Here is a 15,024-nt window from a genome sequence, read left to right on the forward strand (position 1 = left end):
TTAAACTCCCAACTTCCATGACAGTGTGCGCAGCAGATCGGCGAATACGCCCGCTGCAGTCACATCGTTACCGGCGCCGTAGCCGCGCAGCACCAGCGGCAACGGCTGATAGTAGCGGCTGTAGAAGGCCAGCGCGTTCTCGCCGTTCTTCACTTTATACAACGGATCGTTGCCGTCCACCGCCTCAATGCGCACCTTGCAGCGCCCTTCGTCGATCAGGCCGACATAGCGCAGCACCTTGCCTTGCTCGGCGGCGTTGGCCACGTTGCGCGCGAACTCTTTATCCAGCTCCGGCAACCGCGCCAGGAAGGTGTCCACGTCGCCCGACGCGTCAAAGGACGGCGGCAGCACCGGCTCGACCTCGATATCGCTCAGTTCCAGTTTGTAACCGGCCTCGCGCGCCAGGATCAGCAGCTTACGCGCCACATCCATCCCGGACAGATCGTCGCGCGGATCCGGCTCGGTGTAGCCGTTGGCCCGGGCCTGCAGGGTCGCCGCCGACAGCGACAGCCCTTCGTCCAGCTTGCCGAAGATAAAGGACAGCGAGCCGGACAGGATGCCGGAGAAACGCACCAGTTCATCACCGGCGTTCAGCAGATTTTGCAGGTTCTCAATCACCGGCAGACCGGCGCCGACGTTGGTGTCGTACAGGAACTTGCGATGCGAACCGGCGGCGGCCGCGCGCAGCTGCTGATAATAGTTCATCGACGAGGTGTTGGCCTTTTTGTTCGGCGTCACCACATGGAAGCCGTCCGCCAGGAAGTCCACGTACTGATCGGCCACCGCCTGACTGGAGGTACAGTCGACGATCACCGGGTTCAGCAGGTGATATTCCTTCACCAGCCGGATCAGGCGGCCGAGATTGAACGGCTCCTGCGCGCCGGCCAGCGCGTCGCGCCAGCTGTCCAGCGCGATGCCGTGCACGTTGGTCAGCATCACGCGCGAGTTGGCGATGCCGCACACCCGCAGATCGATATGTTTTTGCTTCAGCCACGGCTGCTGGCGATAGATCTGCTCGATCAGCGCCCCGCCGACGCCGCCGACGCCGATGACGAACACTTCGATCACCTGATCGGTGTTGAACAGCATCTGGTGGCTGACGCGCACGCCGGTGGTGGCGGAATCATTGCTGACCACCACCGAAATGGAACGTTCGGAAGACCCTTGGGCGATGGCAACGATATTGATGTTGGCGCGCGCCAGCGCGGAGAAGAAGCGTGCGGAAATGCCGCGCAGGGTGCGCATGCCGTCGCCGACCACCGAGATGATCGCCAGGCGTTCCATCACGTCCAGCGGATCCAGCACGCCGTCTTTCAGCTCCAGATAGAACTCCTCTTCCAGCGCGCGACGAGCACGCTGCAGTTCACCCTGCGGCACACAGAAGCTGATGCTGTATTCGGAAGAGGATTGGGTGATCAGCACCACCGAAATGCCGGCGCGCGACATCACGGCGAACACCCGTGCGGCCATGCCGACCATGCCTTTCATGCCCGGGCCGGAGACGTTGATCATCGCCATGTTGTTCAGGTTGGTGATGCCCTTCACCGGCATATCGGCATCGGTGCTGTCTTTGCCGATCAGCGTGCCGGGGGCCTGCGGGTTGGAGGTGTTTTTAATCAGGCAAGGGATTTGGAACTGGGCAATCGGAGTGATGGTGCGGGGGTGTAACACTTTGGCGCCGAAATAGGAAAGCTCCATCGCTTCCTGGTACGACATCGATTTCAGTAACCTGGCGTCCGGCACGGTGCGCGGATCGCAGGTATAAACGCCGTCGACGTCGGTCCAGATCTCGCAACAGTCGGCGCGCAGGCAGGCGGCCAGCACCGCGGCGGAATAGTCGGAGCCGTTGCGGCCCAGCACCACCAGCTCGCCCTTGTCATTACCGGCGGTGAAACCGGCCATCAGCACGATGTGATCGGCCGGGATCGCCGCGGCGGCGATGCGCAGCGTAGACTCGGCGATGTCCACGGTGGACTCCAGGTAGTGGCCCTGCGCCAGCAGTTTCTCCACCGGGTTAATCACCGTGACCGGATAGCCTTTGGCGCGGAACACCCCTTCCATGATGGCGATGGAGAGCTTTTCGCCGCGGCAGATGATCGCCGCATTCACGCTGTCCGGGCACTGCCCCAGCAGCGAGACGCCATGCAGCACCTGTTTGAGCTGCGCGAATTCCTGATCGACCACGCCTTTCAAACGATCGTATTCAAAGCCCGGCAGCGCCTGCGCCAGCCCGCTCAGCAGGTCGGCAAAGATCCGCTCGGCGTCGCTCATATTCGGCAGAATGTCCTGGCCCGCCACCGTTTTGTCGATCATCGCCACCAGATGGTTGGTGATCTTTGCGGGGGCGGACAAGACCGTGGCTACCTGTCCCTGACGCGCGTTACTCTCCATGATGTCGGCGACGCGCAGAAAACGTTCCGCATTCGCTACCGAGGTTCCGCCAAATTTCAGCACTCGCATTTGTGATCTCTCCGAATTTAAGCCGAAAAAAAAGCCCGCACTGATTAGGTGCGGGCTTTTTTCTGTGTTTCCTGTGCGCGTCAGCCCGCCCCGTTACCTGTGGTATCGGTGGTGGTAATAATTGTGGTAGTCAGGCTGATATTGCGCATGTTGTCTGTCTGTCTCATGAAATACTCTGTCCCCTCTATTGGTTAAAGCAATCGCTATCCCAAGTCAAACGATTTCTTTTTTTTGCTTATTTTCCGTTCAGCGGCGGTAATGCGCGATGCAACAGGTGAAAAGCAAAATGACAGAACAAAAAAACAACCTAAAGCCGGTTTAATAGTGGATCACACTGAGTAACCGCCTGCTGGAGCCGCTATCACTTGGCGAGTTTTTTTTCGATGTCGTGCAGCAGCGTATGCAGCATCGCCGTATCTCGCTGCGGCAACGCACCGAGGCGCTGGTGCAGCCAGTCGCGCAATTTTTGGTCATCGCCGACCTCCAGGGCATCCAACAAAGCATCGGCGCGGTGGCGCAACGCCCTGAGTTGCCCTTCAGGCGCCGCAGCCTCCTGCGGCGCGGCGTTGACGCCCATCAGGCTCGCCAACTGGTAGCAGTACACCATCACCGCCTGGCCCAGGTTGAGCGACGGATAGTCCGCCTGCATCGGCACGCCGGTCAGCAAATCCGCCAGCGCCAGCTCTTCGTTGGTCAGGCCGGAATCCTCGCGGCCGAATACCAGCGCGGCCTGGCCGACCCACTGCTTACGCTCACTCAGCTGTTCCAGCAGCTCAGGCGGCGTGCAGTAGTAGTGAAAACGCGCGCGACTGCGGGCGGTGGTGGCGACGGTGAAATCCACATCCGCCAGCGCCTGTTCCAGCGTGGCGAACGTTTGCACGCCGTCGAGGATCTCGCCAGCCCCATGCGCCACCCAGCGCGCCGCCGGCTGCAGATGCGCCTCGCTGTCGACAATGCGCAACGAAGCGAAACCCATGGTTTTCATCGCGCGCGCCGCCGCGCCGACGTTTTCCGGCCGCGCCGGAGCCACTAGAACAATATGAATCTGCATCACTCTTCCACCGAAGGCGGGCCTGCATTTTTGACGATAGCGCAGCGCCCGCATGTATTTACAATTGCGTAACAATAAACGCGTTAATAGCAACAAACAAGATTAAACGGCTCGTTGAGCTAATAAACCTGTCGTAATAGTCATTATTCATGCTTATGTTTTACTGCATTTATTTATCAATGAGTTAAAACAACGCAATGATCAATAAGCGAATAATTGTATCCTATCAGGCCGGATAATGCTGAATCGTTCACAGAATTTGAGGTTCTGTGACTTAAACTGGCATTTCTGTAAGTGTTTTTCACAAATCTGTTAACGTGCTACAATTGAATTTGATATATGTCAACAAAGCGTAGTTTTGTTGGGTGATGAATTCGGCACGCGCTGTTATATTGCTGTTAATGGGGTTAGGATATGCGCCGTTTTGGCACCCAAGGGGTTGTAGGGAACGGCATCCCCACCAGGCTAGCGATCTTGTTGACATGAGATGGAAAGTGCATCAAGAACGAGTTTACGTACTTTAGTCATTTGCTGAGAGGGAACGTGGCGCTATCTCTGCCCTCCTCTAAGAAAACAGAGACTTCTGTACTTCCTATTTTCTATTTTGTTGGCAATTTTAGGTAGCAAATATGCAGACCCCGCACATTCTGATTGTCGAAGACGAGTTAGTCACTCGTAACACCCTGAAGAGCATTTTCGAGGCGGAAGGCTACATTGTTCATGAAGCCAATGATGGTGCAGAGATGCACAATATCCTGTCTGAAAATGATATCAATCTGGTCATCATGGACATCAATCTGCCAGGCAAAAACGGCCTGCTGTTGGCGCGCGAACTGCGCGAACAGGCCAGCGTCGCCTTGATGTTCCTGACCGGCCGCGATAACGAGGTGGATAAAATCCTCGGCCTGGAAATCGGCGCCGACGATTACATCACCAAACCGTTCAACCCGCGTGAGCTGACCATCCGCGCGCGCAACCTGCTGTCGCGCACCATGAATCTGGGCAGCCTCGGCGAAGAGCGCCGCCTGGTCGAGAGCTACAAGTTCAACGGGTGGGAGCTGGACATCAACAGCCGCTCTTTGATCAGCCCGGCCGGCGAACAGTACAAGCTGCCGCGCAGCGAATTCCGCGCCATGCTGCACTTCTGCGAAAACCCGGGCAAGATCCAGTCCCGCGGCGAACTGCTGAAGAAGATGACCGGCCGCGAGCTGAAGCCGCATGACCGCACCGTGGACGTCACCATCCGTCGCATTCGCAAGCACTTCGAATCGACGCCGGACACGCCGGAAATCATCGCCACCATCCACGGCGAAGGCTACCGCTTCTGCGGCGATCTGGAAGAGTAATTCCAGCCTGCCGTCATGAAAACGGGGTTCAGCATGCTGAACCCCGTTTTTTTATTTTGCCTCAGCCCACGGCATGATCGGCACCGCGCTCAGCGCATTCTTCGGCGAGCCGTCGATCACCTTGTCGGAGTAGCTCAGGTAGATCAGCGAATTGCGTTTGGCGTCGTAGAAGCGCACCACCTGCAGCTTCTTGAACACCAGCGACGTGCGTTTCTGGAACACCACATCGCCTTCCGCCTTGCCGTTTTTGATCTTGTCGCTCAGCTCGATAGGCCCGACCTGCTGGCAGGAAATGGCCGCGTCGGCGGTATCTTCCGCCAGCCCCAGCCCGCCTTTGATGCCGCCGGTTTTGGCGCGGCTGATATAACAAGTTACATTTTTAACATCCGGATCGTCGAACGCTTCGACCACGATTTTGTGGTCCGGCCCCAACAATTTAAACACCGTATCAACGGAACCCACTTGCTCCGCCTGTGCGCTTCCCACGGTTGCGCAAACCAAACCGAATAAAAATATCCAGCTTTTTTTCATTTACTTAACTCCGATATAACCTTGCCGCGAAAATGGGCTCGGCGATCACCATTATTTATGTCTAAGCTCACGGAATCGGGTTTTTACGGGTCCGCACCGTCCGTTTTAGCACAGAGCGTGACAAAAATCTTTGAGAGTCGCGGAGGAAAAAAATTGCTATGATGCGGCGTCGTTATTTCTTTGCGCCCACTACGGTGTACCCCAATCCAACTCTGGCGCGGCATGCGCAGCAGAGGCAAAGAGTGCAACGCATAATGGCTCATGGATCGGTCTGATAGCGCAGCACCAGCGTGACGAATCAACAGTTCGGGTTCCTACCCCCAAGCTTTACGAGGAAGATCTATGGATCAAGCCGGTATCATTCGTGATCTGCTTAGCTGGCTGGAAAGCCATTTGGACCAACCCTTGTCGCTGGATAACGTGGCGGCCAAGGCCGGCTACTCCAAATGGCACCTGCAACGGATGTTCAAAGATATTACCGGTAATGCCATCGGTGCTTACATCCGGGCAAGAAGGCTGTCCAAGGCCGCCGTCGCGCTGCGCCTGACCAGTCGGCCGATTTTGGATATCGCTCTGCAATATCGCTTCGACTCGCAGCAGACCTTCACGCGCGCCTTCAAGAAACAGTTTGCGCAAACGCCGGCGCTGTACCGCCGCGCCGAAGACTGGAACGCGTTCGGCATCTGTCCGCCGATCCGTCTGGGGGCCTTCACTCTGCCGCAGCCCGAGTTCCTCTCGTTGCCGGATAAGCATCTGGTCGGCCTGACCCAAAGCTACTCCTGCACGCTGGAACAGATCACCACCGTGCGCACCGAGCTGCGCTCGCAGTTCTGGCGCCAGTTCCTCGGCGAAGTCGAAACCTTGCCGCCGGTGCTGTACGGGTTGCACCACTCGCGTCCGAGCCAGGAGAAGGACGACGAACAGGAAGTGCTGTACACCACGGCGCTGGAGCCGGATCAGGTGCCTGATAAAGTGCAGGAAGTTCAACCGCTGGTGCTGCCGGGCGGCGAATTTGCAATGTTCAGCTATGAAGGGCCCATCGGAGGCCTGCAGGACTTTATCCTGACGGTCTACGGCACTTGCCTGCCGGAGCTCAAACTGACGCGCCGCAAAGGGCACGACATCGAGCGCTTCTACCCGAAAGGCGAGCGCCGTCCGCATCAGGCGCCTACCGAGATCAAGTGCGATTACCTGATCCCGATTCGACGTTAACGCTGCAGTTCGTCCAACGCGGGCATGTCCAGATGCGTGACATCGCCCGCCGTTTCGACGATCCAGCCGGAAGCCAGCCACGGGCTCTGCTGGTGATCGACGCGCGACAGTGAGCAGTTGCGCAAGCGCAGGCGACGTTCCGCATAGGCCGGCAGCCCGAGCACCGTACTGATCAAACACCCCAACGCGATGCCATGGCTGACGAGCAGCGGCTTGCTGCCCTCCGGCAGCATCAGGCAGCTCTCCAGCGCGGCGCGCATGCGCTCGCCCAGCTCCTCCATGGATTCGCCTTGAGGGATACGGCCGTCAGGAGTACCATCGACCATCTGTTTACGCCACTGTTCTTCCTGCGGCGTCAAACTGTCGATCAGGCGTTCTTCCAGAACCCCCATGTGCAGCTCACGCAAACGCGGATCGCCAATCACTTCGCAGCCACAGGCTTCGGCGATGATCTGCGCGGTGCGGCGCGTGCGCCCCAGGTCGCTGGTAATGATATGCGTAATGCCTTCTTTGCTGACGCGCCTGGCGACCAGACGGGCCTGGTGTTCCCCCATGGCGGTTAACGGGCTGTCGGACTGACCCTGGATGCGGCGAGCCGCGTTCCATTCCGTTTCGCCGTGGCGAACGAGGTATACCTGTAACATTTTTGTTTTCCGTTATACTGCGTGAAATTTGCGTTTATCCCCGGCCCGGCGGCGCTTTTGCCGCTGCCCGGCGTATCGGCCAGAAGGATATCAAACCCGTTATGTACCATGTTGTCGCTGCAACTACCAACCCGGCAAAGATCAAGGCTATTCAATTGGCCTTCGATGACGTCTTCGGCGCAGGCCAATACCGCATTGAACCCGTCGACGTCGCCAGCGGCGTTTCGCTGCAGCCGATAGGCAATCACGAAACGCGCACCGGTGCGCGTCAACGCGTGATGGAAGCGCGCCAGGTCAGGCCCGAGGCCGATTTTTGGGTCGGCGTGGAAGCCGGGATTGAAGAGAATATGACCTTCGCCTGGATGACCATCGAGAACCCGTCCATTCGCGGTGAATCCCGCTCGGCGAGCCTGATGCTGCCGGAAGTCATCTTACAAGGTATTCGCGAAGGCCGCGAATTGGGCAGCGAAATGGCGACGATCACCGGCAACGCCGAGGTGAAGCGCCAGGGCGGCGCCATCGGCGTCTTCACCGACGGCCGGCTGAGCCGTACCAGCGTTTATCATCAGGCGCTGCTGCTGGCGCTGGTGCCGTTCCACAACGCCATCTATCAGCAATAACGCAGAGTCTGCTAGGGCGCGTCGTGCAGCAACTGCTGCTCAAGCCACTGTTTCAGCGCGGGTGAAGCCGCTTTCAGGCTGTTAGAACCGCGGGTGATGGTGGCGATCCCCGCACCCAGTTCATTTTTCAGCTCGCGCTGGCTCATCTCGCCGCGCATCAGTTCCTGAATGATCCGCACCCGGGTGCCCAGCGCGGTGCGCTCGTCCGGCGTCAACATCAATTGCAACAGCGGTTGATGCAGTTCTTGCGCAAACGAATTCTGCAGCAGCGCGACGAAGCGCAGCCAATCCTCATTGCCTTGTTCTGAAAGAGCGGGGTCGTTTAACGATAATTGCGTCATGGCAGCCACCATACTATTTAACTAGTACAGCAGCATACCATAGGGCCGTCAAAATCAATAACGTCTCTGCCACTCGGCGTCGGTCAGCACCTTGGCCGGCCGGTGCGTCAGATAGCGGTAAAACGCATCGTAAGCCAGCACGTTCTTGACGTAGCCGCGGGTTTCCGAGAACGGAATGCTTTCGATGAACGCTACCGGATCGATCCGCCCCGCGCTGTTGCCCAACCAGGTGTTCACTCGCGACGGGCCGGCGTTATAAGCGGCGCTCGACAGAATGCGGTTGCGGCCGAACTGCTGATAGACCGACTCCAGATAGCTGGTGCCAATGGTGATGTTGGTCTGCGGATCGAACAATTGGCTCGGCCCGACATAGCCGGGAATGTTGTACATCTGCACCGTATGCTGCGCGGTGCGCGGCATGACCTGCATCAGGCCGGAGGCGCCGACCGGCGACTGCGCCTTCGGATTCCAGGCGCTCTCCTGACGCGCGATCGCCATCGCATAGCTGCTGGTGATCCCTTTGTCATCGGTGGCGCGGCGGAACTCCTGCGGCCAGGCGACCGGGAAACGCTCTTCCAGATGATCCCACAGCTTGCCGACGATGGTCGCCTGCACGCTCAGATCGGCCCATTTTTGCTCAAAGGCGTAACGCGCCAGCGCCTCTTGTTCAGGCCGGCTGCGGCTGGCGACATAGGAACCCCACTCGCTGCGGGCCAGGTTGTCCATATTCCAGTACATCAGCTCGCGCACTCGGGCCACTTCCGGCCCGTCGGTCAGCGACGCGCGCGGCTTGGCCGCCACCGCCACCATCACCGGATAGGTTGCGTTCAGCTTCTGCGCCGCCACCATCGGATAGAAGCCGCGTTCGGTCATCAGGTTGCGCAACATCTCCTCGCCTTCGGCGCGTTTGCCTTCGTCCATCAGCTGACTGGCGCGCCAGTAGCGCCACTCATCCTTGTTGCGCGACTCTTCCGGCAAGCGAGCCAGCCAGGTCGCGACGCCCTGCCGATCGCCGTTGCCCAGCGCCATGCGCACCCGGCGCTCCAGCAGCGAAGGCGAACGGCTGCGCAGAATCACCTGATCGCGCCACTGCGCCTGTTCATAGGTAGCGTCGCTGCCCATCAGGCGCCAGGCCACCGCCTCTTCCAGCCCCAGCCGCTCCTCGTCGCTCATTTTCTGCAGACGCGCGAGCGTCGGAATCATCGCCCGCGCGTTTTCCACATCCTGTCGCGCCAGGCGCTCAAAGGCGATGCCGGTGGCCGCGCGGGTAAAGTCGGTCGGCCCCACGCTGCGGGCGAAGGCTTCCACGGTGGTCGGATCGTTTTGCAAGCGCACCAGAGCGTTGCCCATGGTTTGGTAATCGGCCGGCAACTGGCTGTAGAGGTTGCTGACCAGCGAGCTGTTGCCCTCTTTCAGCGCCAGCTTCATGCGCGCCAGAATATCGAGCGGCGTCTGCTTGCCTGCGCCGCGCCAGACGCTGAACAGCCGATCGCAGGCGCCCGGCAGCGTTTTGCCATTCAACCACAGCTCGTCGGCGCCGCTCCAGGCCGTCTGCTGGTCGCCGGTGGCCCATTTGGCGTAGTAATAGTTGCAGCGCGCCGCCACCGGTTTGGGCGGCTGCGGGCTGAAGGCCAGCAGGGTGCGCCAATCTTCGCGCCGCGCCAGTTCATTGACGAAGCGAGGCGCCAGCGATTTCGCCGGCGGCAGCGTCGGGTTGCGTTTGATAAAGTCGTTCACTTCGGAGAACCCCGCCTGACTCAGATCCTGAGTCAGCTCGCGGTATTCCAGATAAGGATAAAGCGGGTAATCGCGCAGCGTCGGCATCAGCTGCGCCACCACGTCCATCTGATTGCCGTCCCACGCCTGCTTGATCTGCTGGTAGCGCTGACGTTGCGCATCCAGAGAATCCGCCAGCGCCGCGCCCGAAAACGCCGTCAGGCACAGCCCCATCGCCAACAGCCGTCGCTTGTCCACCTTGACCATCCTCGCTCTTTCCTCACTGATTGTGCCGCGGGAGCCGCCCAGCTCCCCGGTGACCGCCGCGCCACGGCGCCGCAGAACAAAATAAAACCGGGCGCACGGCCCGGACGCAGATATCTACCATAGACAGCGCAATCGCTCATCCATTCAATACTGTAGAAGAAGAAGTGTATCGCCATGATCGGAGCCAGGTAAAAAACGTTTACTTTGGCTGACAAATCAGGGCGGCGGGATATTATCGCCGGCCGGATTTTTATTAGCCGCAACGGCATTTATTGGAAAAGTAAAATACTTTCTAATTATTAGTTATCACATTATTGCATTTAAGAGATAACGCCGACGTTGCGCAAATCGCCTGACAGCTGGCCAAACGCGCCAACTTTGCAGAAAAGCGGTGGCAAACCCGAGAGGGCATTTTTATACTATCAAAAATAAGTAGGATAATTCCGAGAAAACAGCACATAAAGCGCCCAACGAAGACATCTTATAATACAATCCGCGCCAATTATGGGTAGATAGTGTTCATTAGGCAGTGCGACTGACAGCTTTCAGCAAAACGATTGTCCCTTCAAGCGGGCCGGATTTTTACTTGTCGGGCCACGGCCTGCGGGCGGTGGATCAGGCCGGAATGGCGGGTGAAGATGGCGAGTAATACCGCGATAACGATGCGTTGCGCAAAAAGCCCCGTGCCGGGCTTCCTTGCCGCACGCCTGAATATCGGCCGCCTGTTGCTGATCGTTTTGTTGGCGCTGCTGACGTTGCCCGGGCCTGCGCGCGCCGCCAATGATCCCTATCAACAGCGCACGCACGCCGTGACGACCGTGGTGGTAGGCATCATCAGCTACGCCCGCTGGTCACGTGAACCCAATCCGATCCGGTTGTGCGTGACCGCACCCACCCAGTATGCCGAGGGGCTGTTCGATCCGATCCTGCTCAGCGCGCCGCGTCCGATTAAAACCGAACGCGTGCCGTTCGACAGCCCGACGCTGAGTACCGGCTGCGATGTCATCTATTTAGGGAACATCAACGCCGCGCAGAGACAAAATTTCATGCAGCGCATTTCCGGCAACTCCATTCTCAGCATCAGCGAGAACGATAGCGAATGCTCCGCCGGCAGCGCATTTTGCCTGCAGATCAACGGCGACCAGGCCGGCTTCAAGGTCAACCTGGACGCCCTGGCGCGCAGCGGCGTGCGCGTTCACCCCAACGTGCTGCAGCTGGCGCGCAAACAGGCGCCGCCGCTATGAGGCTATTGCGTAGAAACCGTTCCGGCAATGCGCGCCCGACGTTGGGCCGAGTGCTGCAGCGGGTGCATCTTGGGCTGGCGTTGATCGCCGTCGGCACCGCCGGCATCTTTCTGACGCTGGTGGCGCTGTTCGCGCTGCGCGCCTATGCCAACCACAACCTGCACCTGATCGCGCGCTCCATCAGCTATACGGTTGAAGCGGCAGTCGTGTTTGGCGATCGCCCCTACATTCGCGAGGCGATGGTGCTGATCGCCGCCAAAGAAGAGGTGTCGGAGGCCAAAATTCTGAACAACGCCGGTGACGTGCTGGTCAGTTGGCATCGTCCCAAAGATGGCCCGCTGCACGGCATGGAGCAGGTTATCGCCCACTGGGCACTGCCCGAGCCGGTCATCCTGCCTATCTCCCACGAGGGCAAACAGGTCGGCCAGGTCTGGCTGAGCGGCAACGGCGGCAGCCTGTTGCGTTTCCTGTTGCGCGGGCTGGTCGGCATGATCGCCTGCATGGTGCTCAGTACCCTGTGCGCCCTGGTGTTGTCGCGCCGCATGCTGGTCGGCATCGTCAGTTCGTTGGACGACATCGCCAACGTGGCGCATGCGGTGCGGCGAGATCGCACCTTCGGCCTGCGGGTGCCCTCGGCGCCGATCGCCGAGCTGCATGAGCTCAGCAATGATTTCAATGGCTTGCTCGATGAACTGGAGGCCTGGCAGGCCCATCTGAAGCAGGAAAACGACTCGCTGGCCCACCGGGCGACGCACGACAGCCTGACCGGCTTGCCGAACCGCGCCTTCTTCGAAGGCCGGCTGAGCCGCGCCCTGGGCGATATCGCGCCGCCGGCGAAATTGGCGGTGCTGTTTATCGACGGCGATCGCTTCAAGGAAGTGAACGACAGTTACGGTCATGCCGCGGGCGATGCGGTGCTGACCACCATTGCCGGACGCATTCGCGCGCAGCTGCGCGAATCCGATCTGGTCGCACGCCTGGGAGGAGATGAATTCGCCGTGCTGCTGGCGCCGGTGCACAGCACGGAAGATGTCTTGCAGATCGCCGACAACATCATCGATTGCATGACGCAACCGGTTATTTTACCGAACGACGAGACGATCATTACCTCTCTGAGTATCGGCATTGCGCTGTACCCTGATCACGCGTCGACGCCTCAGGGTCTTTTGCACGAAGCTGACGATGCGATGTATCAGGCAAAGCATCGTTATAACGGAGGCTGGCGGCTGGCTATACATAAATAAGAGCCCCGGCTATAACACTTGAACTAGGGATTTTGACTATGATACAGCAACTGTTTAAAGGTCGTTTTTCACTGCTGACGATGGCGTTCGTCGCCCTGCTGGCGCTCGCCGGTTGCCAGAGCAAGCCGCAAGGCCTGACGCCCGAGCAGGTTGCGCTGCTGCAATCGCAGGGCTTCAAACTGACCGACAACGGTTGGGAATTCGGCCTGTCGGATAAAGTGCTGTTCGGCAACAACATCGGCAAGCTGAACCCGGAAAGCACCGAGACGGTGCAGAAGATGGGCCGCGCGCTGCTGAGCGTCGGCATCACCAAGTTCCGTCTGGACGGCCATACCGACAACTACGGCGAAGACAGCTATAACGATCAGCTCTCCCTGCGCCGCGCCGATGCGGTCGCCGACCTGCTGGCCAGCGTCGGTATTCCGCGCGCCAACATCGAAACCCGCGGCATGGGCAAGCGCGATCCCGTCGCCGACAACCGCACCTCCAGCGGCCGCGCGGAAAACCGCCGCGTCGCGATCGTCGTCACGCCATAAGCCACCAATATGCGCCTTTATCGGCGCATAAACGGTTATACTTAGCGATCGCTGAGCGATGTCTGGGATCCAAGATCGAAACGGGCTACACTCATGCCGCCAGACATCCTATAAATACTGATATAGAGAGGCTTAGAGCAACGTGGCTCAATACGTCTATACCATGCACCGCGTCGGCAAAGTGGTACCGCCGAAGCGTCATATTTTGAAAAACATCTCCCTGAGCTTCTTCCCTGGGGCAAAAATCGGCGTACTGGGCCTGAACGGCGCCGGTAAGTCCACCCTGCTGCGCATTATGGCCGGCATCGATACCGATATCGAAGGGGAAGCGCGCCCGCAGCCGGGCATCAAGATCGGTTATCTGCCGCAGGAGCCGCAACTTAACCTCGAACACACCGTGCGTGAGTCGGTGGAAGAAGCGCTGGCGGAAGTGGTCGGCGCGCTAAAACGCCTGGACGAAGTGTACGCGCTGTACGCGGAAGAAGGCGCAGACTTCGACAAGCTGGCCGCCGAACAGGGCCGCCTGGAAGAGATCATTCAGGCGCACGACGGTCACAACCTCAACGCGCAGCTGGAACGCGCTGCCGATGCGCTGCGCCTGCCGGACTGGGACGCCAAAATCGCCCATCTGTCCGGGGGTGAACGCCGCCGCGTCGCGCTGTGCCGCCTGCTGCTCGAAAAGCCGGACATGCTGCTGCTGGACGAACCGACCAACCACCTGGACGCCGAGTCCGTGGCCTGGCTGGAACGCTTCCTGCACGACTTCGAAGGCACCGTCGTGGCGATCACCCACGACCGCTACTTCCTGGATAACGTGGCCGGCTGGATCCTCGAACTGGACCGCGGCGAAGGCATTCCGTGGGAAGGCAACTACTCGTCCTGGCTGGAGCAGAAAGACGCGCGTCTGGCGCAGGAAGCGTCCGCCGAAGCCGCTCGTCGCAAGTCGATCGAGAAAGAGCTGGAGTGGGTGCGCCAGGGCGCCAAAGGCCGCCAGTCCAAAGGCAAGGCCCGTCTGGCCCGCTTTGAAGAGCTGAACAACACCGAATACCAAAAACGTAACGAAACCAACGAACTGTTCATTCCACCTGGCGCGCGCCTGGGCGATAAAGTGGTCGAAGTCAGCAACCTGCGCAAGTCTTACGGCGACCGCCTGCTGATCGACGACCTGTCATTCTCGGTGCCGAAAGGGGCGATCGTCGGCATCATCGGCCCGAACGGCGCGGGTAAATCCACGCTGTTCCGCATGATGTCCGGTCAGGAGCAACCTGATTCCGGCAGCATCGTGCTGGGCGATACCGTCAAGCTGGCGTCCGTCGATCAGTTCCGCGACAGCATGGACGGTTCGAAAACCGTGTGGGAAGAGGTCTCCGGCGGGCAGGACATCATGCGCATCGGCAACACCGAGATGCCGAGCCGCGCCTATGTCGGCCGCTTCAACTTCAAGGGCGTCGATCAGGGCAAACGCGTGGGCGAGCTGTCCGGCGGTGAGCGTGGTCGTCTGCACCTGGCCAAGCTGCTGCAGGTTGGCGGCAACGTGCTGTTGCTCGATGAACCGACCAACGACCTGGATATCGAAACCCTGCGCGCGCTGGAAAACGCCCTGCTGGAATTCCCAGGCTGCGCCATGGTGATCTCGCACGACCGTTGGTTCCTCGACCGTATCGCCACCCACATTCTGGACTACCAGGACGAGGGCAAGGTGGAATTCTTCGAAGGCAACTTCACCGAGTACGAAGAGTACAAGAAGCGTACGCTGGGCGCCGATGCGCTCGAGCCGCACCGCATCAAGTACAAAAAGATCGCCAAGTAATC

The 15,024-nt window shown here is 59.5% G+C and carries 14 protein-coding genes and 1 other annotated feature; of the genes, 7 read left to right on the plus strand and 7 right to left on the minus strand.

Going from position 1 to position 15,024, the window contains the following annotated elements; genetic code table 11:
* The 3 genes from thrA to ACSBQS_RS15000 form a co-directional block, all read right to left on the minus strand.
* Positions 1-2,460 (minus strand): bifunctional aspartate kinase/homoserine dehydrogenase I, encoded by a 2,460-nt coding sequence (gene thrA / locus ACSBQS_RS14990; RefSeq protein WP_033641811.1) that lies wholly within the window; start codon positions 2,458-2,460, stop codon positions 1-3.
* A 24-nt stretch (positions 2,461-2,484) separates the two neighbouring features.
* Positions 2,485-2,602 (minus strand) — a sequence feature (Thr leader region).
* On the minus strand, positions 2,541-2,627 hold the full coding sequence (gene thrL / locus ACSBQS_RS14995) for a thr operon leader peptide (RefSeq protein WP_071845095.1): 87 nt from the start codon (positions 2,625-2,627) through the stop codon (positions 2,541-2,543). Its footprint overlaps the feature before it by 62 nt.
* Positions 2,628-2,821: 194 nt before the next feature.
* Complete coding sequence (locus tag ACSBQS_RS15000; protein ID WP_182074370.1) at positions 2,822-3,511, minus strand: tRNA/rRNA methyltransferase; 690 nt, start codon at positions 3,509-3,511, stop codon at positions 2,822-2,824.
* A gap of 629 nt (positions 3,512-4,140) precedes the next feature.
* Between ACSBQS_RS15000 and arcA the strand changes: the two genes are divergently transcribed.
* Positions 4,141-4,857 carry a two-component system response regulator ArcA gene (arcA, locus tag ACSBQS_RS15005; RefSeq protein WP_004933003.1) on the plus strand — a complete coding sequence of 239 codons (717 nt, stop codon included), beginning with the start codon at positions 4,141-4,143 and terminating at the stop codon, positions 4,855-4,857.
* 51 nt (positions 4,858-4,908) lie between these two features.
* Here arcA and creA read toward each other — a convergent pair whose 3' ends face one another.
* A complete protein-coding gene (gene creA / locus ACSBQS_RS15010) occupies positions 4,909-5,388 on the minus strand; it encodes a protein CreA (RefSeq protein ID WP_033641809.1) in 480 nt (159 codons plus the stop codon).
* 342 nt (positions 5,389-5,730) lie between these two features.
* Between creA and robA the strand changes: the two genes are divergently transcribed.
* Positions 5,731-6,600, plus strand: a complete 870-nt coding sequence (gene robA / locus ACSBQS_RS15015; protein WP_033641808.1) for an MDR efflux pump AcrAB transcriptional activator RobA — start codon at positions 5,731-5,733, stop codon at positions 6,598-6,600.
* Here the strand turns inward: robA and gpmB are convergent.
* Positions 6,597-7,244 (minus strand): 2,3-diphosphoglycerate-dependent phosphoglycerate mutase GpmB, encoded by a 648-nt coding sequence (gene gpmB / locus ACSBQS_RS15020; protein WP_025305227.1) that lies wholly within the window; start codon positions 7,242-7,244, stop codon positions 6,597-6,599. The two genes, robA and gpmB, sit on opposite strands and share 4 nt — an antisense overlap.
* 101 nt (positions 7,245-7,345) lie before the next feature.
* Here gpmB and yjjX point away from each other — a divergent pair, with 101 nt between their 5' ends.
* Complete coding sequence (yjjX, locus tag ACSBQS_RS15025) at positions 7,346-7,864, plus strand: inosine/xanthosine triphosphatase (protein WP_033641807.1); 519 nt, start codon at positions 7,346-7,348, stop codon at positions 7,862-7,864.
* 11 nt (positions 7,865-7,875) lie between these two features.
* Here yjjX and trpR read toward each other — a convergent pair whose 3' ends face one another.
* Together trpR and sltY are read right to left on the minus strand one after the other, a co-directional pair.
* Entirely contained in the window at positions 7,876-8,205 is a 330-nt protein-coding gene (gene trpR / locus ACSBQS_RS15030; RefSeq protein ID WP_016929152.1) for a trp operon repressor, read from the minus strand.
* A gap of 54 nt (positions 8,206-8,259) precedes the next feature.
* Positions 8,260-10,188 (minus strand): murein transglycosylase, encoded by a 1,929-nt coding sequence (sltY, locus tag ACSBQS_RS15035; protein WP_434991022.1) that lies wholly within the window; start codon positions 10,186-10,188, stop codon positions 8,260-8,262.
* A 632-nt stretch (positions 10,189-10,820) separates the two neighbouring features.
* Here sltY and ACSBQS_RS15040 point away from each other — a divergent pair.
* From ACSBQS_RS15040 to ettA, 4 genes are all read left to right on the plus strand, one after another.
* Positions 10,821-11,432 (plus strand): YfiR family protein, encoded by a 612-nt coding sequence (locus ACSBQS_RS15040; protein WP_033641805.1) that lies wholly within the window; start codon positions 10,821-10,823, stop codon positions 11,430-11,432.
* Positions 11,429-12,676: a diguanylate cyclase domain-containing protein gene (locus ACSBQS_RS15045; RefSeq protein ID WP_033651699.1), complete on the plus strand. Its 1,248-nt coding sequence runs from the start codon at positions 11,429-11,431 to the stop codon at positions 12,674-12,676. Before ACSBQS_RS15040 ends, ACSBQS_RS15045 begins: the two co-directional genes overlap by 4 nt.
* A gap of 38 nt (positions 12,677-12,714) precedes the next feature.
* Complete coding sequence (locus tag ACSBQS_RS15050) at positions 12,715-13,212, plus strand: OmpA family protein (RefSeq protein WP_033641803.1); 498 nt, start codon at positions 12,715-12,717, stop codon at positions 13,210-13,212.
* Between the two features lie 142 nt (positions 13,213-13,354).
* Complete coding sequence (ettA, locus tag ACSBQS_RS15055; RefSeq protein WP_025159620.1) at positions 13,355-15,022, plus strand: energy-dependent translational throttle protein EttA; 1,668 nt, start codon at positions 13,355-13,357, stop codon at positions 15,020-15,022.
* Positions 15,023-15,024: the final 2 nt, after the last annotated feature.

The organism is Serratia sp. H402Y (assembly GCF_051172415.1).
GTDB classification, from domain to species: Bacteria; Pseudomonadota; Gammaproteobacteria; order Enterobacterales; family Enterobacteriaceae; genus Serratia; species Serratia ureilytica.

Excerpts from the sequence above, each read along its gene's own strand:
- thrA (WP_033641811.1), bottom strand. The coding sequence starts at position 2,460 with ATGCGAGTGCTGAAATTTGGCGGAACCTCGGTAGCGAATGCGGAACGT.
- thrL (WP_071845095.1), bottom strand. The coding sequence starts at position 2,627 with ATGAGACAGACAGACAACATGCGCAATATCAGCCTGACTACCACAATT.
- ACSBQS_RS15000 (WP_182074370.1), bottom strand. The coding sequence starts at position 3,511 with ATGCAGATTCATATTGTTCTAGTGGCTCCGGCGCGGCCGGAAAACGTC.
- arcA (WP_004933003.1), top strand. The coding sequence starts at position 4,141 with ATGCAGACCCCGCACATTCTGATTGTCGAAGACGAGTTAGTCACTCGT.
- creA (WP_033641809.1), bottom strand. The coding sequence starts at position 5,388 with ATGAAAAAAAGCTGGATATTTTTATTCGGTTTGGTTTGCGCAACCGTG.
- robA (WP_033641808.1), top strand. The coding sequence starts at position 5,731 with ATGGATCAAGCCGGTATCATTCGTGATCTGCTTAGCTGGCTGGAAAGC.
- gpmB (WP_025305227.1), bottom strand. The coding sequence starts at position 7,244 with ATGTTACAGGTATACCTCGTTCGCCACGGCGAAACGGAATGGAACGCG.
- yjjX (WP_033641807.1), top strand. The coding sequence starts at position 7,346 with ATGTACCATGTTGTCGCTGCAACTACCAACCCGGCAAAGATCAAGGCT.
- trpR (WP_016929152.1), bottom strand. The coding sequence starts at position 8,205 with ATGACGCAATTATCGTTAAACGACCCCGCTCTTTCAGAACAAGGCAAT.
- sltY (WP_434991022.1), bottom strand. The coding sequence starts at position 10,188 with ATGGTCAAGGTGGACAAGCGACGGCTGTTGGCGATGGGGCTGTGCCTG.
- ACSBQS_RS15045 (WP_033651699.1), top strand. The coding sequence starts at position 11,429 with ATGAGGCTATTGCGTAGAAACCGTTCCGGCAATGCGCGCCCGACGTTG.
- ACSBQS_RS15050 (WP_033641803.1), top strand. The coding sequence starts at position 12,715 with ATGATACAGCAACTGTTTAAAGGTCGTTTTTCACTGCTGACGATGGCG.